Source organism: Rhizobium sp. Rhizsp82 (assembly GCF_047325115.1).
In the GTDB taxonomy this organism is placed as follows: domain Bacteria; phylum Pseudomonadota; class Alphaproteobacteria; order Rhizobiales; family Rhizobiaceae; genus Rhizobium.
On record NZ_CP168570.1, the window covers coordinates 3810456 to 3835212 of the forward strand.

The window sequence follows — 24757 nt, forward strand, 5'->3', positions numbered from 1 at the left end:
TCCTCAATACCAGGGCCCGGGCGCCGGGCTCCAATAGTAGAATTCGTAGTCGCGGGCGCTTGGCTCGCGGTCGTCATCGAGAGGCAGAGCTTCAGTCGGCGGCTGCGGATGGCTGAGCCCCTGGCGCAGCAATGACAGGAATTCGAATACAAGCCTCATAATCCGGTTCTCCTTGTCAGGGTGTCAGATCGATTGGTTGCGTCTTGCATTGGCAAGCAGCTCCTCGGCACGCGCCACCGGGCCGAAAAGCATCAACAGCCGGTTCTGTTCGCGAACCGGAAGCCGGTAGCGGCGGGCGAAATCGACGACGTTCCAGAGTTCCTGCGCCATCGTGCCGGGAGCGCCGCTCATCGCATTCACTCCGCCGCCTGCAGGCTGCTGTGCTGCGAGGGGAAGAAGGCGGCGAGCTCGTCGATGGCGAAACCGATGCGACCGGAGAGCTGCTCCGAGGTCACCTTGTAATCGGCGAAATCGCGGTCCGCGGCGTAGATCGCCGTCGGCAGCGTATGGGCCATGAAGAAACCGAAGAGCGGCCTGAGCTGGTGCTCGACCATCAGCGCATGGCGGTCGCCGCCGCCGGTGGCGGTGATGATGATCGGCTTGGCGCGCAGTTCATGCGGTTCGATCAGGTCGATCAGATGCTTGAAATGGCCGGGATAGGAGCCCTTGTAGGTCGGCGACCCGACAACCAGCACATCGGCATTGACGATATCGTCGATGACGCCGGCGGCCTGGGCGTCCAGCTCCTTGCGCCAGAGCGACGATCCGAGCGACGGCCCGACATCGTGGAGGTCGTAAACCTTTGAGGAGAAGCCGTAACGCCTGGAGGCGAGATCCGCGACGTGGCTGACAAGCGCGTGCGTCTTGGACGGGCGGTTGAAGCTACCGGCGATACCGACGAGGCGAAGGGGCATGTCTCTCTCCTTTGATCTTGCATTAAATATTCTCTATAAATTTAGTGCACTAAAGGAATGGAATTCCATTCTGGAGAGCGGTGGGGAAATTCGGTCCCTCAGGTTGCGGCCTTGCTGGCAACGCGCAGGGGATTGGCCGCGGCGGTGGGAACGGCGCGATCAGTCTGAAATGTTCGAGGGAAAGTCTACGGCGTCAGCCGCCGGTCAGCTTGCGATGCAGCTCGCCGGCCACGAAGACCGAATGCTCGGTGACCTGCGGCAGGCCCATCAGCTCGCCGAAAGTGCCGCGCGCCAGCGGACCGGCGATCAGCAGCGAGGGATCGGCGTCGCCGCTCCGGCCGATCGCTTCGGAGCGCTCGTTGCAGGCAATGCCGAGCCCTGTCGGATCGAGCTCCAGGATACCGGCATCGCCGAGCTCGGAGAGCCAGAACTGGCTCTGCAGGATGCCGCCATGCGCCGGCCCCGTCGTCACCACGACGGCATCGAAGCTTTTCACAGGCCGGCTGCCGTCGCGCAGCCGCAGCGTCACGCGAATCTCTTCGCCGTCCCGCTCGGCATCGGCGACCGAACCGGCGGCAACCGTCAGCCGCCCCGCGCCGATCGCCCGCTCCAGCAAATCCTCGACCTGCGGCGCGACCCGGAAACGGTGCACGTCCCAGAACGGCCTCAAATGGCGGACGATGCGCTGGCGCTCTGCCAGCGGAAGCCCCTGCCAGATCAGCCGTCCGTGACCACGGACTTCATCGATCACCGCATGCCAGCTGATCCCCTCCCCGGCCGCCTGCGCTATCGCCTGGCGAATGCTGTGCAGCAATTCCGAAGCCGTCTTCGCCGGCCGCGCGGTAAAATCGCCGAACGGATCCTGCGCCGTCGCCGCATGCCCGCGCGAGCGCAAACCGCGACGGGAGACGGACGTGATCGGCCCGCGATGGCCGGAGAGAGTGAGCGACGCGACGATATCGGCCGCCGTCAGCCCGTTGCCGACGATCAGGACGCGGTCATCCGGCTCTATATTGTCGAGAGCACCCGATACCGTGGAATCGGCGACATAGCGCGGGTGACCGGCCAGCACCGCCTGCAGCCCGCGCGGCGGCGACGGTGACGGATGCGTCGTGGCGATCACCAGCAAGTCGGCCCGCGTCTCGATGCCGGTACTGTCGGAGACCAGCCAGCCATCATCAGTCTTCTCGACCCCGGTCACCGTCGCGCGCTGGTGAAGGATGCGGCCGGCCTCGATAGCCGGTCGCAGGCGCGAGGCGGCATAGGCGCCAAACAGCCGCCGCTGCGGAAAGAGATTGCCATCCGGCCGCGCCGCTTCGGGATCGCGGCTGACGGCATCGGTCGCACCGATCCATTCGAGGAAATCCTCCGGCCTGTCCGGGAAGAGGCTCATCCGTGCCGCGGGCACGTTGATGCGATGCGCCGGATCTTCCGTATCATAGGCCAGGCCGCGGCCGAGCTCCTCGCGCGGTTCGAAGACGATGATCTCGGCGATACCGGCAGGCAGCGCGTTGGCCAGATGCAGCGCCACGCCGGCGCCGGAAACGCCGCCGCCGATGATCGCCACGACCTTCGATTTACCGCCACCGGCTGTCATCTCGCACTCGCATCCAGATTCATCACTCTCCAAATCGAAATAGGACGGTTCGCGCCGCGGCACAACCAATATAGTCTATAAACATTATAGAATTTTATTCGGAAGAGATCGGGCAGACCGGCAAGACTTTTCCCGCGCCGCTTTCGAGAAGAGACGGGCGTACTTCGAAGGCGGCCTTCTGATCTGACATGCTTTTTGTGTTTCGAGATCAATCTCATCACCAAGACGGGACAAACACATGAACAACAAGACCTTCTCAGCCGTGGCGCTGACGCGCCGGGCAAGCCTTGCAGCGCTCGCCGTTTCCGCCCTCGCGCTCGCAACCTTCGCCGCACCCCTTCCCTCGGTCGCCGCCGACAAATCCATCAAGGTCGGCATCATGAGCGGCGAGGACGAAGACGTCTGGCGCGTCGTGACCGCCGAAGCGGAGAAGAAGGGTCTCAAGATCGAGACCATCACCTTCAACGACTATACCCAGCCGAACGAAGCGCTCGAGCGCGGCGAAATCGACGCCAACGCCTTCCAGCACCAGCCCTATCTCGACAACCAGATCAAGACGCACGGCTACCACATCGTCCGCGTCGGCTATACCGGCGTCTGGCCGATCGGCCTCTATACGAAGAAGTACAAGGCCGTCTCCGAAATCCCCGAAGGCGCCATCGTCGGCCTGCCGAACGATCCGTCCAACGAAGGCCGGGCGCTGCGCGTCCTGCAGAACGAAGGCCTGATCAAACTGAAGGACGGCACCGGCATTCTCGCCACCATCGCCGACATCACCGAGAACCCGAAGAAGCTTGAGATCAAGGAACTCGATGCCGGCATTGTCGGCCGCTCGATCGACGATCTCGACGCCGCCGTCGTCAACACCGACTGGGCACTGAAGAGTGGCCTGTCGCCGAAGGAGCGCATCGCCCAGGAGCCGATCTCCGACAATCCCTACCGCAACTTCATCGCCGTCAAGGAAGACAACAAGGATGCGGACTGGGTGAAGACGCTGGTCTCCTCCTACCAGAATGACGCCGTCAAGGCCGAGTTCGACAAGGTCTACAAGGGCACGGGGCTGAGCGCCTACTAAACCGACATCCGCGCCTGGGGGAAAGGGCGCGAAGCCAGGGCGGTCCGGACGTTCCTTGTCCGGGCCGCCTTGAGCGTTTGCAGAGGATAGTCTTATGAATTCATTCGTTTCCGCCGCGGCGATCGGGGCGAAAGCCGAAGCCGCCGTGGATATCATCCGCCTCTCCGATGTCCGGCGCCGCTTCGGCGAGACGCCGGCGCTCGACGGCATTTCGCTGACCGTCCGCAAGGGCGAGATCTTCGGCATCATCGGCCGCAGCGGCGCCGGCAAATCGACGCTGATCCGCTGCCTCAACGGGCTGGAGCGCGCCGATAGCGGCGAGATCCATATCGACGGCCGCGATATTGCCGGGCTGGCCGAGCAGGAACTGCAGCCGCTGCGCCGCCGCATCGGCATGATCTTCCAGCATTTCAATCTGCTCTCCGCCAAGACGGTCGAGGAAAACATCGCGCTGCCCCTGAAGATCGAAGGCGTGGCGAAACCAGAACGGCTGCAGCGTGCCCGCGAGCTGCTCGATCTCGTCGGCCTTTCGGACAAGGCCAAGGCCTATCCCGCCTCGCTCTCCGGCGGCCAGAAGCAGCGCGTCGGCATCGCCCGCGCCCTTGCCGCCCGCCCCGCCCTGCTGCTCTCCGACGAAGCAACGTCGGCGCTCGACCCGGAAACGACGCGCTCGATCCTGTCGCTCTTGAAGGACATCAACCGCAAGCTCGGCCTGACCGTGGTGCTGATCACCCACGAGATGGAAGTGATCCGCAGCATTGCCGACCGCGTCGCCGTCATCGATGCCGGAAGGATCGTCGAGGAGGGCCAGGTCTGGTCGGTGTTCGGCAACCCGCAGACGGCGATCACCCGAAGCCTTCTCGGCAGCATCCGCCCGCAGCTCCCCGAGCATATCACCGCCAGGCTCTCGGCCGAGACAGGCAGCGAGGCGATCCTCAGTGTCGATCTTGCCGGACCGGAAGCGCAGGGTGCGCTGTTTGCCGACCTTTCGGCAGCGCTGCCGCATTCCTTCCGCCTCGTTCATGGCGGCATCGACCATATCCAGAACCAGCCGGTGGCGCGCTTCTTCATCGCCGTCCCGGCCCGCGATCCCCGCTTGCAGGATCAGGTCGCACAGTTTCTGACGGCCCGCTCGGCGCGGGTGGAGGTACTCGGCTATGACACCGATCATGCTTGACCTGCTGCTGCGGTCGCTCTGGGAAACCGTGCTGATGACCGGCGCATCCGGCATCATCTCGCTGGTAGCGGGCCTGCCGCTCGGGCTCGCCCTGGTGCTGACGGCACGCGGCGGCATTGCCGAAAATCTCTGGATCAACCGCACGCTCGGCGCCGTCATCAACGGCTTCCGCTCGGTGCCCTTCATCATCCTGCTGGTGGCGCTGATTCCGCTGACCCGGCTGATCGTCGGCACCGCGCTCGGCACCTGGGCGGCGATCGTGCCGCTGGCAATCGCCGCGACACCCTATTACGCCCGCATCGCCGAAGTGTCGCTGCGCGAAGTCGACCGCGGCCTGATCGACGCCGTCCGCGCCATGGGCGGCAATCGCTGGACGATCATCCGCGAAGTGCTGGTGCCCGAAGCCCTGCCGGGCATCGTCGCCGGCTTCACGGTGACGCTGGTGACCCTCATCGGCGCCTCCGCCATGGCAGGCGCCATCGGCGCCGGTGGGCTGGGCGACCTCGCCATCCGCTACGGCTACCAGCGCTTCGAGACCTCGGTGATGATCGCCGTCGTCATTGTTCTCATCGTGCTGGTCTGCGGCATCCAGTGGTTCGGCGACCGGCTGGTGGAGCGGCTGGACCATCGCTGAGATCGGGGCGGCCGGGCATGAAAGCTGCCCGGCCGCCAGTTCGCCTTAGAGATCGATCTCGACCCGCAGCGGCTGGTGATCCGAACCGGTCGCCTGCTCGTCGACCCAGCACTTGCTGATACGGCCTGAGAGCCAGGCAGGCACGAAGCAGTAGTCGATGCGGATGCCGGCCTTGGCGGCGATGTCGCGATAGAGCGTGTGCCCCTCGTCTTCCGCGCCACCGGCGGCGACATAGGCATCGACGAAGCCGGATGCATCCGGCAGGCGGCCATGCCACTGGTTCACGGCGCCGCAGATCCACTCGTATTCCGGTGAGGTCGGCTCGAAATTGAAGTCGCCGAGAAGGATCGCCTCGCGCGGCATGTCGGGCAGCGCCGGCTCTTCGCGCCAGGACGGCACGATTTCGCGGCCACCTATCGCCGGGCCGTCCTCGAAGGCACGGTTGGACACCTTCACCAGCTCTTGCAGCTGCACCATGCGGTGACGGCTGGCGAGATGGTCGAGATGGGTTGAGTAGAAGCGTACCGGACCTGATGGGGTCTGGATCAGTGCCTCGATCGCGCCGCGCTGGATCGTATGCGGGCCGGGCGCCGTGAACTTCGGATACATGTGATTGCGGGTGGACAGGATCGGGTAGCGCGACAGGATCATGTTGCCGAACTGGCGGCGCTTGTGATCCGTCGGGCGCTTGCCCTCGGCATCGGAGACCTTCAGCACGTCGACGGTCGGGCCCCAGACGAAATAGTGATCCGGCAGCAGACGGGCAATCGCCTCCGACTGACTGATATTGCCGGAACGGTCCCAATAATTCTCGACTTCCTGCAATGCGATGATGTCGCTGTCCTTGACGGTATCGACAATACGTTCCAGGTCGTAGCGGTCGTCCTGGCCGCGGGTATACTGGATGTTATAAGTTGTGATTAGCATGGATCCTCGCTTAAATTTGAGTTGCGCCGGACGTCGTGAAAACGTTTCATTGCGCGCGACGAACTAGGCCAAGAATGTGAAACTTCCGACACCATTCGATGACGATTCAATGAAGCTTCTTTCCTCTGCTCAGATGAGCCCAGCCCAGCCATGAAAAATCGCGCAACCATCAAGGACGTCGCGCGCCTGGCGCGCGTTTCGATCGGCACCGTCAGCCGTGTCGTGAACGGCAACAAGGCGGTCACCGAGGAAAACCGCCTTGCCGTTTTCGATGCCATCCAGAGGCTCGGCTACCGCCCGAGTTCGGTCGCCCGCTCGCTCGTCGGCCAGACGGAACGCGCCCGCAAGGGAGCGCCACTGCCGCAAGGCGCCCCGCGGCTGACGGCCATCGGCTATGTCAGCATCGACCATTCCATCCTCACCGAGGAAATGCCGCCGGCCGGCAGCCGCGTCTCCGCCAAGCTGATCCACAGGTCTGTGGGCGGACCCGCAGCGAATGTGGCGATCGCCGCAAGCCGGCTCGGCGGCGACTTCCCGGTGGCCGTCGATCTGATCTCCTCGCTCGGCGACGACCCCGAAAGCGACTGGGCGCTGGCCGAACTGCTGGAATGCGGCCTCAACGTCGACGCCATCGAACGCGTCACCGGCGGCAGGCTCTCGCGCAGCGTCGTCATCGTCGAGGCGGGCGGCCGTCGAACGATCCTCAATGAGCCGTTATCGCTGCCGATCCCGCGCATTCGCGACTATTTCAATGCGGCGGCGGCACGGCAGGGCCAGCACTGCCTGCATCTCGAAGGCTTCCGCGTCGGCCTGCTTGACGAACTCCACCTGACCGGCGCCTCACGCCCGGATCTCGTCACCATCGACACGACCGGCCTTCCTGCGCACTGGCAGACACCGGCCGCCTTCGGCACGCTACGCAGAAGCTGCGACTTCATCTTCATGAGCCGCTCGGCCGCCCGCCAGCTCGTGGGCACCGATGTCGATGACGGCGAGCTTGCCGATACGCTGTCCCGCCACGCGGCGGACGGCGGTGCCAGCATCGTCCTGACCATGGGCGCCAGCGGCTCCGTTCTCATCCAGCCGGGCAAGGCGCCGGTCTGCGTTCCAGCATTGGCCGTCGATCCCGTCGACGTCACCGGCGCCGGCGATGTTTTCGTCGGCATCTTCCTGGCGGTATTCCTCAACACCGCGGATGCCCTGACGGCAACGCGCTGGGCGGCCGTCGGCGCCTCCTATTCCATTGCCGCAATTGGCGTAAACACCGTTACGGTGACCGCCGATCTCATCGCAACCGGCCTTGCAAGCCTCTCCAGCCAGCCCAATTCCTGACTGCAGAAATCTGCAGCAGTCACCAATCGGACATATATCCGTCATCCCGATGAAACGTTTTCACGGTACTCGGTCGCACCGTTCCCGGACGGCCCGACCAACCGGCCGCCGCACAAACGATTTTGGAGATAGGGATGTTCAAAGCTGCATTTGCCGCCGCCGCCACGCTTGCGGTGCTCACCGGTGCCGCACCGGCCAGCGCCAAGACTGAGATCAACATGTGGTTCGGCCTTTCGGGCCGCCTGCAGAAGGAAGTGATGGCCCAGTGCGATCGCTTCAACCAGAGCCAGGACCAGTACCACATCAACTGCACCCGCGAGGGCACCTACGACGAGATCTTCCAGAAGGCGATGGCCGCGGTTCGCGCCGGCAAGCCGCCGCACATCCTGCAGGTCGTCGACCGCGCCACCGGCACGATGATGCTCTCAGGCGCCGTCGTTCCCGCCTATCAGCTGGCTGAGGACGTCGGTCTGAAGATCAACTGGGACGACTATTTCCCCGTCATCGGCAACTATTATGCCGGCCGCGACGGCAAGCTCTGGGCCTTCCCGTTCAATTCCTCCACGGCCATGGTCTATTACAACACCGACCAGCTGAAGGCCGCCGGCTACACGAGCTTCCCCGAGACCTGGGAAGATTTCGACAAGCTGCTGGTTGCCCTGCGCGACAAGGCCGGCTCGAAGTGCCCGATCGGCTGGTCGATCGACCTCTGGTCCGACATGGAGCAGTTCTCGGCGATCCACAACATTCCGGTCGCGACGCAGAATAACGGCTATGACGGCCTCGACGCCCAGCTCGAGATCAACAAGACGCTGTTCGTCAAGCACATGGAGCGCCAGAAGCGCTGGTTCGACGAAGGCCTCGCCAAGTACGAGCCGAATATCGACACTCGCCGCGACATGTTCGTCAATGGCCAGTGCGCGATCTTCTTCGACTCGATCGCCGGCTTCACCACGACCGATGAACTGGCGACCGCCAAGGGCACCAACTGGACCGTCGCCCAGCTGCCACACAACAAGGACGTGACGCCGATCAACAGCCTCGTCGGCGGCGCGGCACTGTGGACGATGAAGGGCTTCTCGAAGGAAGAGTACAAGGCCGTTGGTGCCTTCTACCAGTTCATCGCCCAGCCCGAGCAGCAGAAGCTCTGGTCCGACGGCACCGGCTATATCCCGGTCACCAAGTCGGCCTATAACGACCTCGTCGCCGAGGGCTATTACCAGCAGAAGGGCAAGGTCAACCGCGATCTCGCCGTCAAGAGCCTGACCCGCGCCACCCCGACGCCGCTCTCCAAGGGCGTCCGCCTCGGCAACTATGTCGAAATCCGCAACATCATCACCGAAGAGATCCAGAAGGCTCTCAACAACCAGGTGACGATGCAGCAGGCGCTCGATACCGCGACCGACCGCAGCAACCAGCTGCTGAAGCGCTTCGCCGACACCTATCCGGGCGCCACCCTGCCCTGATCCGGCATTGCACGATCACGAGCACGCTTGCCCGGGTCCCCACGCGATCCGGGCAAGCTCCCCATAGTTTCTGGCCGAGCATCACATGATTAAACGCGTCGTCTTCGAAGAGCGGTGGCTGCCTTACCTGCTGATAGGTCCGCAGTTGCTGATCATCTTCCTGTTCTTCTACTGGCCGACCGGCCAGGCCCTGTTCTGGTCCTTCACGCTCGAACCGCCTTTCGGCGGCGATGCCGTCTGGGTCGGTCTTCGCAACATCGCCGAGATCGCCGTCAGCCCGGTCTATCACAGCGCCATCCGCAACACGCTGATCATGTCGGTTTCGACGACGGTGATTGCGCTCGGCCTCGGGCTGATCTTTGCCGTCTTCGCCGACCGGGGCCTGCGCGGCACGATCATCTACAAGACCGCGATCATGTGGCCCTATGCGGTCGCAGCACCGGTCGCCGCCGTCGCCTGGCAATATATCTTCCAGCCGCAGATCGGCTTCATGGGCATCGTCAACCAGTGGTATCCGGGCTTCTGGAATCCGTCGCTGAATGGCGGCGACGCGCTGATCATGGTCATCGTCGCCTCCAGCTGGACCTCGATCACCTTCAATTTCGTGTTCTTTCTGGCCGGCCTGCAGGCAATCCCCAACAGCCTCGTCGAAGCCGCCGCCATGGATGGCGCCGGACCGGTGCGCCGCTTCTTCGACCTGGTCTTCCCGCTGATCTCGCCGACCTTTTTCCTGCTGCTGGTCCTCAACGTCACGACCTCTTTCACCGAAGGCTTCGGTATCATCAACGTCATGACCCAGGGCGGCCCCGGCAACGCCACGCAGACGATGGTCTACAAGATCTACAAGGACGGCTTCGTCGGCCTCGACCTCTCCTCGTCCTCGGCACAGTCGCTGATCCTGATGGCGCTCGTCATCTCGGTGACGCTGCTGCAGTTCCGCTTCGTCGAGCGCAAGGTCCACTACGCCGGTTCCGACAAGGGGGAGGCAAGCGAATGATCGAGAAAACCCCGATCCTCAATTTCGTCACCCATGCCGTACTGATCACCGCAACGCTGCTGATGTGCTTCCCGATCTATGTGTCGTTCATCACCGCGACGCTGCCGCTGGAGCGCATGGCGGAATTCCCGAAGCCGCTGCTGCCCGACGACCAGTTGCTGGTCAACATGGCCGCCGCCTGGGAAAAAGGCGGCTTCTCGACGCTCTATATGAACTCGCTGATTTCGGCGACGATCATCATGGTCGGCAAGATCGTCATCGCCATGATCACCGCCTTCAGCCTCGTCTACTTCCGTTTCCGCTTCCGCGGCATCGCCTTCTGGATGATCTTCATCACCCTGATGCTGCCGCTCGAAGTGCGCATCGTGCCGACCTATGAAGTCGCCTCGAACGTGTTGCTGCCGCTGCAGCGGATCCTGGAATGGACCGGCCTCGCCTGGCTGATCCAGACCGCATCCGGCATCCGCGTCGATCTCAACTGGAGCCTGATCAATTCCTATGCCGGACTGACCCTGCCGCTGATCGCCACGGCAACCGGCACCTTCCTGTTCCGCCAGTTCTTCCTGACCATCCCCGACGAGCTGACGGAAGCGGCGAAGATGGATGGTTCCGGGGCACTGCGCTTCCTCTGGGATGTGCTTCTGCCGCTGTCGCGCACCAATATCGCGGCCCTTGCCGTCATCATGTTCGTCTTCGGCTGGAACCAGTATCTCTGGCCGCTCCTCGTCACATCAGGTTCCGAATACCGCACGCTGACCATCGGACTGACCTTCATGCAGCCCGGACCCGATGGCGCTTCGGACTGGAACGTCATCCTAGCCGGCGCCCTGCTCGTCATGCTGCCACCGGTCGCCGTGGTGGTTTTCGCCCAGCGCTGGTTCGTCAAGGGCCTGGTCAACTCGGAAAAGTAGCCGCCTGCGGCTGACTAAAAGCAAGGATATTTCACATGGCCGAAATCCAATTTTCCAACATCACCAAATCCTTCGGCGCGACGCAGGTGCTCCACAGCCTCAACCTGCAGATCGAGCGCGGCGCCTTCGCCGTCATCCTCGGTCCGTCCGGTTGCGGCAAGTCCACGCTGCTCAGGCTGCTTGCCGGGCTGGAGCGGGCTTCCGGCGGCGAGATCGAGATCGCCGGCCGCCGCGTCGAGACGCTGGAACCGCGCCAGCGCGACGTCGCGATGGTGTTCCAGAACTACGCGCTCTACCCGCATATGTCGGTTGCCCAGAACCTCGGCTATTCGCTGGTGGTCGCAGGCGTCAAGCGCGCCGAGATCGACCGCCGCGTCGCCGAGGTCGCCCGCACCCTGCAGCTCGAAGATTACCTGCAGCGCAAGCCCGGCCAGCTCTCCGGCGGCCAGCGCCAGCGCGTCGCCATGGGCCGCGCCATCATCCGCGAACCCAAGGTCTTCCTCTTCGACGAACCCCTTTCCAACCTCGACGCCAAGCTGCGCACCCAGATGCGGCTCGAGATCAAGCGCCTGCACCGCAAGCAGGGCGTCACCAGCCTGTTCGTCACCCATGACCAGATCGAGGCGATGACGCTTGCCGACATCCTGATCGTCATGAACAAGGGCCGCATCGAGCAGATCGGCAAACCTGCCGATATCTACGAGCGCCCGGCAACCGCCTTCGTCGCGAGCTTCCTCGGCTCCCCGCCGATGAACCTGATCCCGGCCGTCGTCGATGACAGCGGCTGCGGCGTGGTGCTCGGCGGCGAGATGCGCATCCCGCTCGGCGGCGCCGTGCCGGCAGCGCCCGGCAGCGAGATCGTCGCCGGCATCCGGCCCGAGCATGTGCAGATCGGCCGGGGCGCCAATCTGCCGGTGGAGTTCGTCGAGGAACTCGGCAACGGCCGGCAGGTGCATCTGCGGATCGGCCAGACGGGCATGGCCGCCCTGCTGCCCGCCAGCGACAAGCAGGCCGTCGGCACCACACTGCCGGTCAGCCTGCCCTCCGAACACCTCCATTTCTTCGGCAGCGACGGCCGCCTGATGGAATTGCAGCCGAAAAGCGCGGCAGCCTGAAACGATAAAATCACGAAATCATAAGGAGACTGATATGCCCAAATTCATCCAGCTGACCGACGTGCACCTGATGCCGCCGGGCGGCGCGCTGTTCGATACCGATCCGGAAGTGCGCCTGCGCCAGGCGCTGCGCGATATCCGCGTCAACCAGGCAGATGCCGAATGGCTGATCTTCAGTGGCGACCTGACCCATCGCGGCGAGCCGGAAGCTTACGCGCTGCTGCGCGATATCCTCGACCAGGAAACCGTCATCCCCTACCGCCTGATGATCGGCAATCACGACAATCGCGATAACTTCCGCTCGATCTTCCCCGATCAGCCCGTCGACGACAACGGCTTCGTGCAGTCGGTGATCGACTATGACAGCTGCCGCCTGATCATGCTCGACACCGTGGAGCACGGCAAACATACCGGCCATATGGACGAGGCCCGCCTCAGCTGGCTGAAGGACCGCCTTGCCGAGGTGCTGGACAAGCCCGTCTACCTCTTCTTCCACCACCCGCCCTTCGACATCGGCATGGGCGTCGACCGGATCCGCATGGTGGACGACGAGCCGCTGCTCGCCGTGCTCAAGACGCATCCGGCCATCCGTCACATGTATTTCGGCCATGTCCACCGCCCGATCGCCGGCTCTTGGCACGGCATCCCGATGTCGATGAGCTACGGCCTGAACCACCAGGCCGGCCTCAATCTCAGCGGCATGAAGCATCCCGACCGCTCGGGCCCGGCAGAATATGCCGTGACCCTCGCCGACGGCCCGACGACCGTCGTCCACTTCCACGATTTCCTCTACCTCTACCCCGTGATCATCACCCCCGGCATGGGCGGCGGTGGCGGCTTCAAGCGGACGATGGCGGAGAATATGCCGGTCAAGAGCGAGGCCTGACCGCATAAGTCGCGAGCCGGGGCGGCCTGGCTCGCGACGCATTTGCGGCCGAGAAATCGGCGTGCACGAAATCTACCGATACACGCATTGATAGTGAATTATTTCGAACGAAACACCGCATCGAACCACGTCACCCACCCCAAAAGGGCGGCTTTGCCGGGCATGTCGAGCAGACAAGGCCACAGATGCAATTGCGAACCAATTGCAAGTTATGGCAAATAGATAGCATAGAATAAAACATCCATCGCAAGCGATATTACGACTTCCAATGTAGTCCTAATGGACTAGATGGACACTATATTGGTTTGATCCTATAAATTATTCTATGTAAGTTGTAGATGGTGCGTAAAATGAGCAAGATTTCATTGGCACTCATAGACGACCACCCGGTAATGCTGGCGGGATTGAGTGAAATCCTGAAAAGCCATCCGAAGTTTACGGTCGCCGCCACAGGATCGAGTGCCGATGATGCGCTGGAGATCGGGCTGAAATGCGCGCCCGATGTTTTCATCGTCGACCTGATGATGCCCGGCAATATCTTCGACGCCATCGCCAAGCTGGTTGAGAAAATCCGCACGAGAATCCTGGTCTTCACCGCCAATACCGGCAGCGACTATGCCGTGCGTGCGCTCAATGCCGGCGCCAGCGGCTATGTGCTGAAAGGCAGCAGCATCCAGGAGCTGATCCAGGCGATCGCCGCCGTCCATCGCGGCGACATGTTCATCACCCCGGCCTTCGCCTGCAAGGTGATCGAGGAGCTGAAGATCGCCTCGCTGCGCAAGAAGGCGGGCGGCGATGTGAAGCTCAGCATCCGCGAAGGGCAGATCATCGGCATGCTGTTGCGCGGCTTCACCAACAAGCAGATCGCAACCGGCCTCAATATCGGCGAGAAGACCGTCAAGAACTACATGACGATCCTGATGCAGAAGCTGAATGCCCGCAATCGCCTGGAAGTGCTGATTGCCGCGCAGAAGCTCGAGGGTGGCGGAGAGGCGCTGCCGCGCCACTGAACGCCGGGCGACGCCCTAGATGCCGTTTCCCTCCATCGGCACGATCACCTTCAACTCCGTTCCCGACCCCTGCCGCGCCCGGATTTCGACGCTGCCGCCGAAGGCTTCCACACGGTTGCGGATGCCCTGCAGCCCGAGCGGGCGGTGGCTCGACGTGGCGCTCGGCGCCGAAAGACCGGGACCTTCATCGGTGATGACGACGGTGATCGCCGAAAGATCGGCCGAAGCCGAGACATGCTGCCCCTGCCCGCCGCCGTGGCGAAACGCATTGTTCAACCCCTCCTGCACCACCCTGTAAAGACAGATCTTCAGGGGATGGGCGACACGCTCCGGCAGCGCCTGGTAGTCGGCCGTCACTTTCGATCCTGTCGCATATTCATGCTGCTCCACCGCATTGCGCAGCGCCGCCTCCAGCGGCATATGCTCGATCTCCGGCATGACGAGCCCGGTCGAGAGCTCGCGCAGCTCGTTCAGCACCAGCCGGGCAAGATGCGCCGGCGCAAGCTCGGCGCCCCTGATATCCGGCAGGTGCTCGAGCGCCGCCTTCGGCAGCCCTGACGCCCCGCCGCTGAGCTTCAGGATCAGCAGGCTGAGTAGCTGCACCGGGCCATCATGCAGATCGGCGCCGATCCGGTTCAACAGCTGCTCGTTCGACTTGCTGGCATCCATGCGCGCCCGGTCGGCCGCCTTGCGCAGCTCGGTATTCTGCCGCGCCAGGGCCTGCGCCTGGGTCAGCTGCGTCTTCAGGATCATCCGCTGATAGGCGATCGTATGGCTGGCGCGCCGCACGATCAGGAACAAGAGCGCCATGATTGCCAGCGTCGTCGCCCCGACGATCGCCCAGGTCTGCTGCTGCACCCGGTTGCGCTGGACGATGAAATCGGCCGCTTCCTCATAGAGCTCACCGACCGCGATCACCTCATGGGTATCAGGCTCGTAGATCGGCGCGTAGATCTCGATCAGCGGCCGCCGTGTCGGCGGCCCATCCTCCTCGCCGTCGTCATGGCTGTCCTCGAGCTGCGCCACGACCTGCCCGGCAAAAGCGCGATCGATGTCCTCGGACGGGAATTTCTGGCCGATCAGCTGCTTGTTGGTGCTGTAGATGACCAATCCATCATGCCGCCAGATCCTGAAGCCCTCGACCCGTCTTGCGAGATCGGTGCCGATCAGGAGATCGTCCAGTTCGAGCTGCCGGGCCGCCGAGACCTTGGGGTCGCTCGCCGGTCCGTCGACATGCCGGGCAAGGAACCCCTCCATGTAGAGCGCCCCGGACTCGGCCCGGCTTCTGAGCTGGTTCGCAGCGATCCGACCGCTCAGCCACTCGCCGAGAAGCGCCATCGAGCAACAGATGACGAGCCCGGCAACGATCAGAAATTGCTGTGTCAGATCAAGGCGTTGCCACACCCTAGAAATGCCGGACACACCACCGCCCGGCTCCTTTTTGTACGGGACGTAAGTCACATTTCCTCCCGGGTCGAAAGTCCCGGCCCCCTGAAGACCAAAGTCTTTAGACGTCTCCGGACCTTTGGAACTATGCCATGGCCTCCCCCGAAGACATCATCTGATCATCGCAGATAATGCCGTTCACTTTCCACCGGATTTTTGCGCTCGCGGCATGACCGCACAGTAAAAACCGGAAGGCGACCGGAATAGCCCTGCGATTTCACACTGGGGATCAAGCATTGGCGAAACGATAACGTTTCCAATGCAATCGGAGGGGAGAGTAACATGGTCACCTATATTCGCTCGGATCTCGATTTCATCTTGGCACAGATCAAGATTGCGGAGGCGCATTCCGCGGGAGCCACGCTCTACGGCGAAGACGGCTTGATCCCGGCGTACAACGTCGCCTGGGGCCTGCGCACGGTCGATGGCAGTTACAACCACCTCCTGCCCGGCCAGGAAATGTGGGGCGCCGCAGGTGCCGAGTTCCCCGAACTGATGTCGCCGATCTACCGCTCGGCCGATGGTCCCTTCGATCCCGACGGCCCTGAAGGACCGGCGCCAGCGATGCCGACAGAAGGCAATTATAACCCGTCAAACAATCCCGGTTCTCTCGTCTTCGATTCCAGTCTCCGCACTATCTCCAACCTACTCGTCGATCAGACGCTCGGTAACCCGGCGGCGATCCTGACCGCACTTGAGCGGGCCGGCGCAGCAAGCCCGATGACCGATCTTCCTGCGGTTACGGCGATCTACGTGGCATTCAAGCCGGCCTCGGATGCCGAATATCAGGCGCGCGTCGCGATGCAGAACGCGAAGGCTGCGGCCGATGCGCTCGGCGATGGCGATCCCAACAACACGCCGACCCCGGAAGAGCAGACAGCGCTGGATGAATTGGCGGAGGCCACGGCAGCCCATGCCTTGACAGTAAGCGCTCTCGAAGAGGCCCGCACGGTGCGCGACACGGCGCTTGAGCCCTTCGGCATCACCATGCAGGGCGACAATGTCTACCTCCCCGCCGTCGCGCCGGATGAAGGTCTCTCCGCACCGTTCAATTCCTGGTTCACCCTGTTCGGGCAGTTCTTCGATCACGGCCTCGACCTGATCAACAAGGGCGGCAGCGGCACGGTGTTCATCCCTCTGGCGCCCGATGATCCGCTCTATGTCGAAGGCAGCCATACAAACTTCATGGTGCTGACCCGCGCCACGGTTTCGCCCGGCGCAGACGGCATCATGGGCACCACCGACGACGTGCGCCCCGTCAACACCACGACCTCCTATGTCGACCAGAACCAGACTTATGCCTCGCATGCATCGCACCAGGTCTTCCTGCGCCAGTATCAGCTCAATGCAGCGGGCGACCCCGTGGCGACCGGCAAGCTTATCGAGGGCGCGAATGGCGGCATGGCCACCTGGGGCGAAGTGAAAGCTCAGGCGAAGACGCTGCTCGGCATCAACCTGACGGATGCCGATGTCGGCGCCGTGCCGCTGCTGCGCACCGATCCCTATGGCAACTTCATTCCCGGTGCCAACGGCTTCCCGCAGATCATCCTCGGGATCGGCGCAGACGGCATCCCCAACACGGCCGATGACGTCGTACTCGAAGGTAATCCGGCCGCCAACGGCGGACTAGGCGTCTCGACGACGGGCGCCATCCGCACCGCCAGCGCGTTCCTGGCCGACATCGCGCACGAAGCTGTGCCGATCGGCAAGATCGCTGATGGCGACATCACCATCGGTCTCGGCAACCCGGGCAATGGCGATACTGAATACGACAACGAGTTGCTGGACGCGCACTTCATCGCCGGCGACGGCCGCGTCAACGAGAATATCGGCCTGACCGCCGTCCACCATGTCTTCCATGCCGAGCACAACCGGCTTGTGCAGCATACCAAGGACACGGTGCTGGCGAGCAACGACCTCGCTTTCATCAACGAATGGCTCGAGGTCGATCTGGCCGCCCTGCCGACGCCCGCACAGATCGCAACACTGGTCTGGGATGGCGAGCGCCTGTTCCAGGCAGCAAAATTCGGCACCGAGATGCAATACCAGCATCTCGTCTTCGAAGAGTTCGCCCGCAAGATCCAGCCGAATATCAACGTGTTCCTGGTGCCGGATGGCTTCGACACCACCATTGACCCCTCGATCGTCGCCGAGTTCGCTCACGTCGTCTACCGCTTCGGCCATTCGATGCTGACCGAGTCGATCGACCGTTTCGATCCGTCGTTCAACGAAGACCATATCGGCCTGATCGAGGGCTTCCTCAATCCGCTCGCCTTCGACGGCGGCGACACCGGCGTTGCTCACTCGATCACCGACGACATTGCGGCTGGTGCCATTGTCCGCGGCATGACCCGGCAGGTCGGCAACGAGATCGACGAGTTTGTCACGACGGCGCTGCGCAACAACCTGCTCGGCCTGCCGCTCGATCTTGCAACGATCAACCTCGCCCGCGGACGCGACACCGGGGTGCCCTCATTGAACGAGGCGCGGCGCACCTTCTATGAGGCCACAAACGAGGACTCGCTGCTCAAGCCCTATGAGAGCTGGGTCGACTTCGCTGGTCACCTCAAGCACGAGGCGTCGATTATCAACTTCATCGCCGCCTATGGCACACATGAGCTGATCACCGGAGCCGATACGCTACAGGAAAAGCGCGACGCGGCGCTCACCATCATCACCGGCGTCTCCACGGGCGGGGTCGTCGTGCCGACAGACCGGCTCGACTTCCTGAACGCTACAGGCGCCTATGCCGGCGGCTCGCTTGGCGGCCTTGAAAACGTCGATCTCTGGATCGGCGGCCTTGCCGAACAGATCATGCCCTTCGGCGGCATGCTCGGCTCGACCTTCAACTTCGTCTTCGAAGTGCAGATGGAAAAGCTGCAGAACGGCGACCGCTTCTACTATCTGCAACGCCTCGACGGACTGCACCTCTTCGGTGAAATGGAAAACAACTCCTTCGCCGCGATGATCATGCGCAATACCGACGCGACGCATCTGCCGTCCGACGTCTTCTCGACGCCCGGCCTCATTCTCGAAGTCGACCGTACCAAGCAATACAATCCCGGCCTTGGCGAAGATGCCGGCGCTGACGGCATCCTGGAGGACGATCCGAATACGGTGGTCAATGAAAGCGCCGACAACCGCGGCATCGATCCTCTCGGCACCAGCCTGCTGACGCCTCTCGTCATTCGCGACAATCCGGCCACCGCCGGCGCCGACGCCAACTACCTCCGCTACACCGGCGGCGACCACGTCGTCCTCGGCGGTACCGAAAGCAATGACACCCTGATCGCCGGCATCGGCGACGATACGCTCTTCGGCGACGGCGGCAACGACCGGCTGGAAGGTGGTTTCGGCAACGACATCATCAATGGCGGCGACGGCCACGACATCATCGTCGACAGCGGCGGCGACGACAATATCAAGGCCGGCAAGGGCCATGACGTCGTGCATGCCGGCCCAGGCCTCGACCTTGTGATGGGCAATGACGGCCAGGACTTCATCTTCCTCGGCACCGACATGGGCTCGGAAGTCTTCGCCGGCACCGGCAACGACTTCATCTACGGCAACAAGAATGCCGAACGCATCCTCGGCAACGAGGGCGACGACTGGATCGAAACCGGGACCTTCGACGGCGCCCCCGGCGACAACTTCGACGAAATCTTTGCCCATGACGGCATCGACGGAAACGATGTATTCCTCGGCGACGGCGGCTTCGACGAGTTCATCGGCGAAGGCGGCGACGACATCATGGTCGGCAGCGCCGGCCGCGGCAAGATGGCCGGCATGTCCGGCTTCGACTGGGCGACCTACAAGGACAACACGCTCGGCGTGAATGCCGACCTGTCGCGCCCGATCGTCTTCGACGAGGCTCCGACCCTGCCGCAGAACGCCGCCCTCGACGAATACGAGTCGATGGAAGGCCTGTCAGGCACGAAATTCAATGATGTGCTCGGCGGTACCGAAGACGTTGCGGCCGACCGTGCGAGCCTGGCCAATGGCGGCACCAGCGGCTATCTCGGCAGCACGCTGGACGCCCAGGGCATCGCCCTGATCGCCGGCCTGCAGGCCGTGCTCGGCGCCGGCGTCACCTCCTTTGCGGGTGGGGACATCATCCTCGGCGGCGCCGGCAGCGACCGCATCCAGGGCAATGGCGGCGACGACATCATCGATGGCGACAAGTGGCTGAATGTCCGCATCGGCATCATGAGTGGCTTCAATGACAACGGCCCGACCGGAACGGAAATTGCCGGCAATCCGAACATCAAGAGCATGACGAGCCCCGTCACGCTTGTCGTCAACGGTGTGTCTGTTACCAAGACGCTCGCTGCCTGGATGTTCGAAGGCAGGATCAACCCCGGCCAGCTGCAGATCATCCGCGAAATCACCACGGCCGGCGCGGACAATGTCGCCGACAGCGACACCGCCATCTTCCGCGGCGACCGCGGCGAATATGCCTTCTCGGCCACCACGGACGGGCAGGTCATCGTCACCCATGCGGTCGAAGACGCGATCGACGGCAGCGACCGGCTGCGCAACATCGAGAAGGTGGAATTTGCCACGGGCGGCACACTCAACATCATTGTCGGGACGCCTTACAGCGACAATGGCCTTGCCCCACAGGGGGCGACTCCGCTCAACCAGCCGGTACTGAACGGCACCGCAACGGACGACCTGATCCTCGGCCTTGCCGGCTCCGATGTGCTCAACGGCAATGGCGGCAACGACATCCTGGTTGGCGGCGCCGATGGGGCCGTCGCGGCTCTGACGACTGTGACCTTCCAGGATAACTTCAACACCAGCAGTTTTACCAACTCCAACGGACCCAACGGCAATCCCGCGTGGACGACGCCCTGGACAGAAACTGGCGACAGCACACCCGGCGACCCAGCGACAGGCAGTCCAACGACGGGCCAGATTCGCCTCGATGATGGTCAGGACAATCTACGGTTCAATGCCGGGGATGGCGGCCAGATCCAGCGCACCGTCAACCTCGCCGATGCAACTGCTGCCACTCTGGCTTACACCGTGGGCCGCAGCACCGGCAACAACAGCCTTGACGCCGCACCAGGCGACGACGACGCCGTCAGGGTCTATTTCTCGCGGAGCGGTTTTGAGGCCGACTTCGTCTTGGTCGACACCATCAACAGCACATCGTCAACAGCTGCGCGCAATATCAACCTAGCGGGTCCCTTCACGGCGAATGCTGCGATCCGCTTTGTCACCAGCGCGCTGGAAGGGGGCGAGTTTGTCTCGATAGACACCCTTGCTATTACCCGCACCACGGCCGGCACTGGTGCAGTTGCCGGCGACACGCTCAATGGTGGCCTCGGCAACGACACCTACTCCTTCAGCCTTGGCGACGGCAACGACGTCATCAACGAAGCCGGTGGCGCGGGCGCGGGAACGGCAGACAAGATCTCGATCCTGGCCCCGAGCACAGGCGTCGATGTAGACGGCTTGCCGATCCTGACCATTAACGCCCTCAATGCCTTCGACAGTAATACGGGCACTGAGAACGGCAACCTGGTGATCAACTACACGCTGCCGACAGGCGTGCAGCAGTCCATCACCGTGAACGGTCACTACACCGGCAACGTTGCAGAAACCGGCGTCGAGCTCATCAACTTCAACGGCGCCTTCTTCAACGGCTACCAGCTGGTGGGCGACTATGCCATCAGCCGGGCAGACCCAACGGGCGGGACGCGCACCGTCAATCTCTCGGCCTCGGCGATCAACAACCTCATTGCCGGTGAAAACGCCGATAATGACGCCATCACCGGCGGCAGCGGTAACGACCTGATCTTCGGCGGCGGCGACAATGACGATCTGGTCGGCGGTCTCGGCGACGATCTTCTGGTCGGCGGCACCGGCAACGATGATCTCGATAACCGTCTGAATGCCGCCCTCGATGATTTCGAAGGGGCGATCGGCGCCGACACGATGGTCGGCGGCGCGGGCGACGATACCTACGGCGTCGACGACTTGCTCGACGTCGTTGTCGAAGCCGCAGGCGAAGGCACGGATACGGTCCAGACCTTCCTGGCCGAACTCTCGATTGCGGCCATGGCAAATGTCGAGAACCTCGCCTTCCTCGGCGCCGATGCCAGCCAGTTCGTCGGCACCGGCAATGCGGGCAACAATGTTATCACCGGCGGCGATCTCGCCGACACGCTGAGCGGCCTCGCCGGCAACGACACCCTGAATGGCGGCCTCGGCGCCGACACCATGATCGGTGGCGAAGGCAACGATACCTATGTCGTCGACGATGTCAGTGACGTCATCAACGAAAGCACCGGCCTCGCGGCCGATGTCGATACGGTACAGGCTTCGGTCAGCTTCACGCTGGCGACCGGGCTCGAAAACCTGACGCTGACGGGCGCCGACGCCATCAACGGTACCGGCAATGCGGGAATCAATGTGCTCACCGGCAATGACGCTGCCAACCAGCTCTTCGGCGGCGGCGACAACGACACCCTGACCGGTAATGACGGCAACGATGTGCTCGACGGCGGCACCGGCAACGACACGATCAGCGGTGGCGATGACAACGACACCATCATTGGCGGTGCAGGAAACGACACAATCGATGTAGGTAATGGCTTCAACACCATCGTCTACAATGCCAACGGCTTCGGCAATGACGTCATCAACAGCTTCGATGCAACCGGCGGCACACCGGCCACGCAGGACCGTATCGATCTCACCGGCCTCGGCGTGACGGCAGCGAACTTCAACAACCGTGTGTTCGAATCTGCGAGCGGCGGCAATACGATCATCACCATCCGCGAAAACGGGCCGGCCTCGGCCATCCAGGGCACGATCCAGATCAATGGCGTCACCAACGCCAACATCGACATTTCCGACTTCACGCTTGCCGCAGCGCCGCCGCCGAACTTCGGCGCCCCGACTGCTGGGGCCAATACCATCACCGGCAATGCCGCAGCCAATACCATCAACGGTCTGGGCGGCAACGACGTCCTCAGCGGCGCAGGCGGAGACGACGTCATCAACGGCGATGAAGGCGTCGATACGCTGAATGGCGGCGACGGCAACGATACGCTCTCTGGCGGCATCGGAGCCAATGGCGGCACCTTCGCCGATAACTTCGACGGCGCGGTTTCCTATGCCGACAACAACGGCACGCTCGCCTTCGCCGGAGAGTGGACCGAAGGCGGTGAGACGACGGCCGCCAACGGCGGCGACATCCTGATCAATACCGCCACGGGCAGCCGCCTGCAGTTCACGCAAGCGATCGACGGTGGTGAATTCATCCAGCGCTCGTTCGACCTGACCGGAGCCACTGGGGCGACCATCCAGTTCGCCTATGTCGGCGACGCCACGCTGACGGGCGGCGAGAATGTCACCGTCCAGGCCTGGAACCACACGACCAACAGCTGGGAGACTTTGACCGGCGGCGTGCTGAGCACGGCAAGCGGCACGTTCAACACCACCCTGTCGGCCGCACAGATCGGACCGCAGTCTGCCATCCGCTTCCTGGCAAATGGCGACTGGGACAATGGCGACGATTTCTTCGTCGACAACTTCATCGTCACCGCCACCGGAAGCCTGGGCGTCGACACCATCAACGGCGATGCCGGTGACGACACCGTTATCTGGAATGCCAATGCTTCCGGCGCCACGGATGGCCGCGATATCGTCAATGGCGGAACGGAGGGAGCCGCGGGCGACACCTTCGTCATCAACGGCAACGCATCGGCCGAGGCCTACACGATCTACACCAGGGCAGCCTGGCTGGCGATCGCCGGCAATGTCGCGACAAACCTCAATGCCGCGACCGAAATCGTCGTGACCCGCAACGGCAGCAACAATGCCTCCGTCATCGCCGAACTCAGCGAGATCGAGGAAATCCGCATCAATGGTGTCGATCCCTCCGGTGCATCCGGCAGCGCAGGGGCCGACAGCTTCAATATCGTCGGCGACTTCTCGACGACCAGCCTGCGTCTCAACACCATCACCATTGATGGCGACGCAGGCGACGATACGATCGATATCTCGGCGCTCGGTTCCGCTCACCGCATCGTCTTCCGCTCCAACGGCGGCAACGACACGATCATCGGCACGCTGCGTCCGCAGGATGTCATCGAGCTCGCCGCCGGCACGACCGCCGCTGACTACGAGGTCACGACCGGGGCAAACGGCGTGACGACGATGACCAATGGCGAGCACAGCATCCAGTTCACCAGCGAAGGCGGGCTGCCGCAGTTCAATGGTGAGGGTGCGGCGGCCGAAGAGGAAGAAGACGATGCCGGCACACCGCCGGTGCCGACACCGCCGACCACTCCAACCCCGCCGGCAGCAACGACAGGCGCCATGATCGCCGGCACCGCAGCAGGCGACGTTCTCCTCGGTACGGCGAATGGCGAAACGATCGTCGGCTTCGCGGGCAATGACGTGGCAACCGGCGGCGCCGGTGCCGATATCATCCGCGGCGATGATGGCGACGACTTCCTCAATGCCGAAGGCGGCAGCGACATGGTCTTCGGCGGCGCCGGAAACGACGATCTGCTGGGCGGCGATGGCAACGACATGCTCTATGGCGATGCCGGATCCGACCGCGTCTTCGGCGATGCCGGCGACGACATGATCCAGACAGGTACGGGCAACGATACCGCCCATGGCGGGGACGGCAACGATCTCTTCGTGGCCGAAGCGGGTGACGGCGACGACACCTATTACGGTGACGCCGGCAGCGACACGCTGGATCTGGCGGCGATCACCGCCAATCTGAATGTCGATCTCGGCAGCGGCTTCATGGGCCGGGGCAGCGCCTCGAGCACCCAATCCGGCACCGATACGCTCTGGGGCATGGAAAATGTCGTCACCGGCTCCGGCAACGACACGATCACCGCCAATGCCTCCGCCAACATCCTCGATGGCGGCGCCGGAAACGACAAGTTCGTCTTCCTCTCCGAAAAGGATGCCGATGGCGATACCATCCTCGGCTTCCAGCCCGGCGACAAGATCGACCTCAGCGGCACCGACGCCAATGGCGGCCTTGCCGGCAACCAGGCCTTCACGCTGGTCAACGGTTCGACGCTCACAGGCGCCGCACAGCTGATCGTCACGCATGAAGTCCGCGCCGATGGCGACTACACGGTCGTCCAGGGCAGCGTCGATGGCGACAGCAGCGCCGAGCTGCGCCTCAGCATAAAGGGGAACCACAACCTCACCACTTCGGATTTCAATCTCTGATCCGAAACGTCAGGTGCGCCGGAAAACCCGGCGCACCTGAATTCCCGTCATCAA

17 protein-coding genes are annotated in these 24757 nt (G+C 63.2%); 11 read left to right on the forward strand and 6 right to left on the reverse strand.

The features are described from left to right. Nucleotides 1-3: 3 nt before the first annotated feature. The 4 genes from ACEN84_RS23915 to ACEN84_RS23930 form a co-directional block, all read right to left on the reverse strand. Nucleotides 4-159, reverse strand: a complete 156-nt coding sequence (locus ACEN84_RS23915; RefSeq protein ID WP_413710134.1) for a hypothetical protein — start codon at nucleotides 157-159, stop codon at nucleotides 4-6. A 24-nt stretch (nucleotides 160-183) separates the two neighbouring features. Further along, on the reverse strand, nucleotides 184-351 hold the full coding sequence (locus ACEN84_RS23920; RefSeq protein WP_199627732.1) for a hypothetical protein: 168 nt from the start codon (nucleotides 349-351) through the stop codon (nucleotides 184-186). A 5-nt stretch (nucleotides 352-356) separates the two neighbouring features. Further along, the gene (msuE, locus tag ACEN84_RS23925; RefSeq protein WP_112720005.1) at nucleotides 357-914 is read right to left on the reverse strand and encodes an FMN reductase; all 558 of its coding nucleotides are present in this window, start codon (nucleotides 912-914) and stop codon (nucleotides 357-359) included. Between the two features lie 193 nt (nucleotides 915-1107). Next, a complete protein-coding gene (locus ACEN84_RS23930; protein WP_413710135.1) occupies nucleotides 1108-2511 on the reverse strand; it encodes an FAD/NAD(P)-binding protein in 1404 nt (467 codons plus the stop codon). A gap of 238 nt (nucleotides 2512-2749) precedes the next feature. Between ACEN84_RS23930 and ACEN84_RS23935 the strand changes: the two genes are divergently transcribed. The 3 genes from ACEN84_RS23935 to ACEN84_RS23945 all read left to right on the forward strand — a co-directional run bounded on the left by ACEN84_RS23935 (nucleotide 2750) and on the right by ACEN84_RS23945 (nucleotide 5397). Beyond that, nucleotides 2750-3586, forward strand: coding sequence for a MetQ/NlpA family lipoprotein (locus ACEN84_RS23935; protein ID WP_413710136.1), 837 nt, complete (start codon nucleotides 2750-2752; stop codon nucleotides 3584-3586). 94 nt (nucleotides 3587-3680) lie between these two features. Continuing rightward, nucleotides 3681-4763, forward strand: coding sequence for a methionine ABC transporter ATP-binding protein (locus tag ACEN84_RS23940; RefSeq protein ID WP_413710137.1), 1083 nt, complete (start codon nucleotides 3681-3683; stop codon nucleotides 4761-4763). Next, nucleotides 4744-5397 carry a methionine ABC transporter permease gene (locus ACEN84_RS23945; protein ID WP_413710138.1) on the forward strand — a complete coding sequence of 218 codons (654 nt, stop codon included), beginning with the start codon at nucleotides 4744-4746 and terminating at the stop codon, nucleotides 5395-5397. Before ACEN84_RS23940 ends, ACEN84_RS23945 begins: the two co-directional genes overlap by 20 nt. A 45-nt stretch (nucleotides 5398-5442) precedes the next feature. Here ACEN84_RS23945 and ACEN84_RS23950 read toward each other — a convergent pair whose 3' ends face one another. After that, a complete protein-coding gene (locus ACEN84_RS23950; RefSeq protein ID WP_413710139.1) occupies nucleotides 5443-6324 on the reverse strand; it encodes an endonuclease/exonuclease/phosphatase family protein in 882 nt (293 codons plus the stop codon). A gap of 150 nt (nucleotides 6325-6474) precedes the next feature. Here ACEN84_RS23950 and ACEN84_RS23955 point away from each other — a divergent pair, with 150 nt between their 5' ends. From ACEN84_RS23955 to ACEN84_RS23985, 7 genes are all read left to right on the forward strand, one after another. Further along, nucleotides 6475-7656 carry a PfkB family carbohydrate kinase gene (locus ACEN84_RS23955; protein ID WP_203428137.1) on the forward strand — a complete coding sequence of 394 codons (1182 nt, stop codon included), beginning with the start codon at nucleotides 6475-6477 and terminating at the stop codon, nucleotides 7654-7656. A 134-nt stretch (nucleotides 7657-7790) separates the two neighbouring features. After that, a complete protein-coding gene (locus ACEN84_RS23960; protein WP_199627739.1) occupies nucleotides 7791-9122 on the forward strand; it encodes an extracellular solute-binding protein in 1332 nt (443 codons plus the stop codon). Nucleotides 9123-9207: 85 nt separating this feature from the next. Next, a complete protein-coding gene (locus ACEN84_RS23965; RefSeq protein WP_199627740.1) occupies nucleotides 9208-10119 on the forward strand; it encodes an ABC transporter permease subunit in 912 nt (303 codons plus the stop codon). Continuing rightward, complete coding sequence (locus tag ACEN84_RS23970; RefSeq protein WP_112719996.1) at nucleotides 10116-11030, forward strand: ABC transporter permease subunit; 915 nt, start codon at nucleotides 10116-10118, stop codon at nucleotides 11028-11030. Before ACEN84_RS23965 ends, ACEN84_RS23970 begins: the two co-directional genes overlap by 4 nt. Nucleotides 11031-11065: 35 nt before the next feature. Then, the gene (gene ugpC / locus ACEN84_RS23975) at nucleotides 11066-12145 is read left to right on the forward strand and encodes a sn-glycerol-3-phosphate ABC transporter ATP-binding protein UgpC (protein WP_112719995.1); all 1080 of its coding nucleotides are present in this window, start codon (nucleotides 11066-11068) and stop codon (nucleotides 12143-12145) included. A 34-nt stretch (nucleotides 12146-12179) separates the two neighbouring features. Then, the gene (locus ACEN84_RS23980) at nucleotides 12180-13031 is read left to right on the forward strand and encodes a phosphodiesterase (RefSeq protein ID WP_413710140.1); all 852 of its coding nucleotides are present in this window, start codon (nucleotides 12180-12182) and stop codon (nucleotides 13029-13031) included. Between the two features lie 350 nt (nucleotides 13032-13381). After that, the gene (locus tag ACEN84_RS23985; protein ID WP_112719993.1) at nucleotides 13382-14041 is read left to right on the forward strand and encodes a response regulator; all 660 of its coding nucleotides are present in this window, start codon (nucleotides 13382-13384) and stop codon (nucleotides 14039-14041) included. A 15-nt stretch (nucleotides 14042-14056) separates the two neighbouring features. On the opposite strand, the gene ACEN84_RS23990 is transcribed toward ACEN84_RS23985, so the two are convergent. Next, the gene (locus ACEN84_RS23990; protein ID WP_413710141.1) at nucleotides 14057-15502 is read right to left on the reverse strand and encodes a sensor histidine kinase; all 1446 of its coding nucleotides are present in this window, start codon (nucleotides 15500-15502) and stop codon (nucleotides 14057-14059) included. A gap of 267 nt (nucleotides 15503-15769) precedes the next feature. Here ACEN84_RS23990 and ACEN84_RS23995 point away from each other — a divergent pair, with 267 nt between their 5' ends. Beyond that, nucleotides 15770-24703, forward strand: coding sequence for a peroxidase family protein (locus ACEN84_RS23995; RefSeq protein ID WP_413710142.1), 8934 nt, complete (start codon nucleotides 15770-15772; stop codon nucleotides 24701-24703). Nucleotides 24704-24757: the final 54 nt, after the last annotated feature.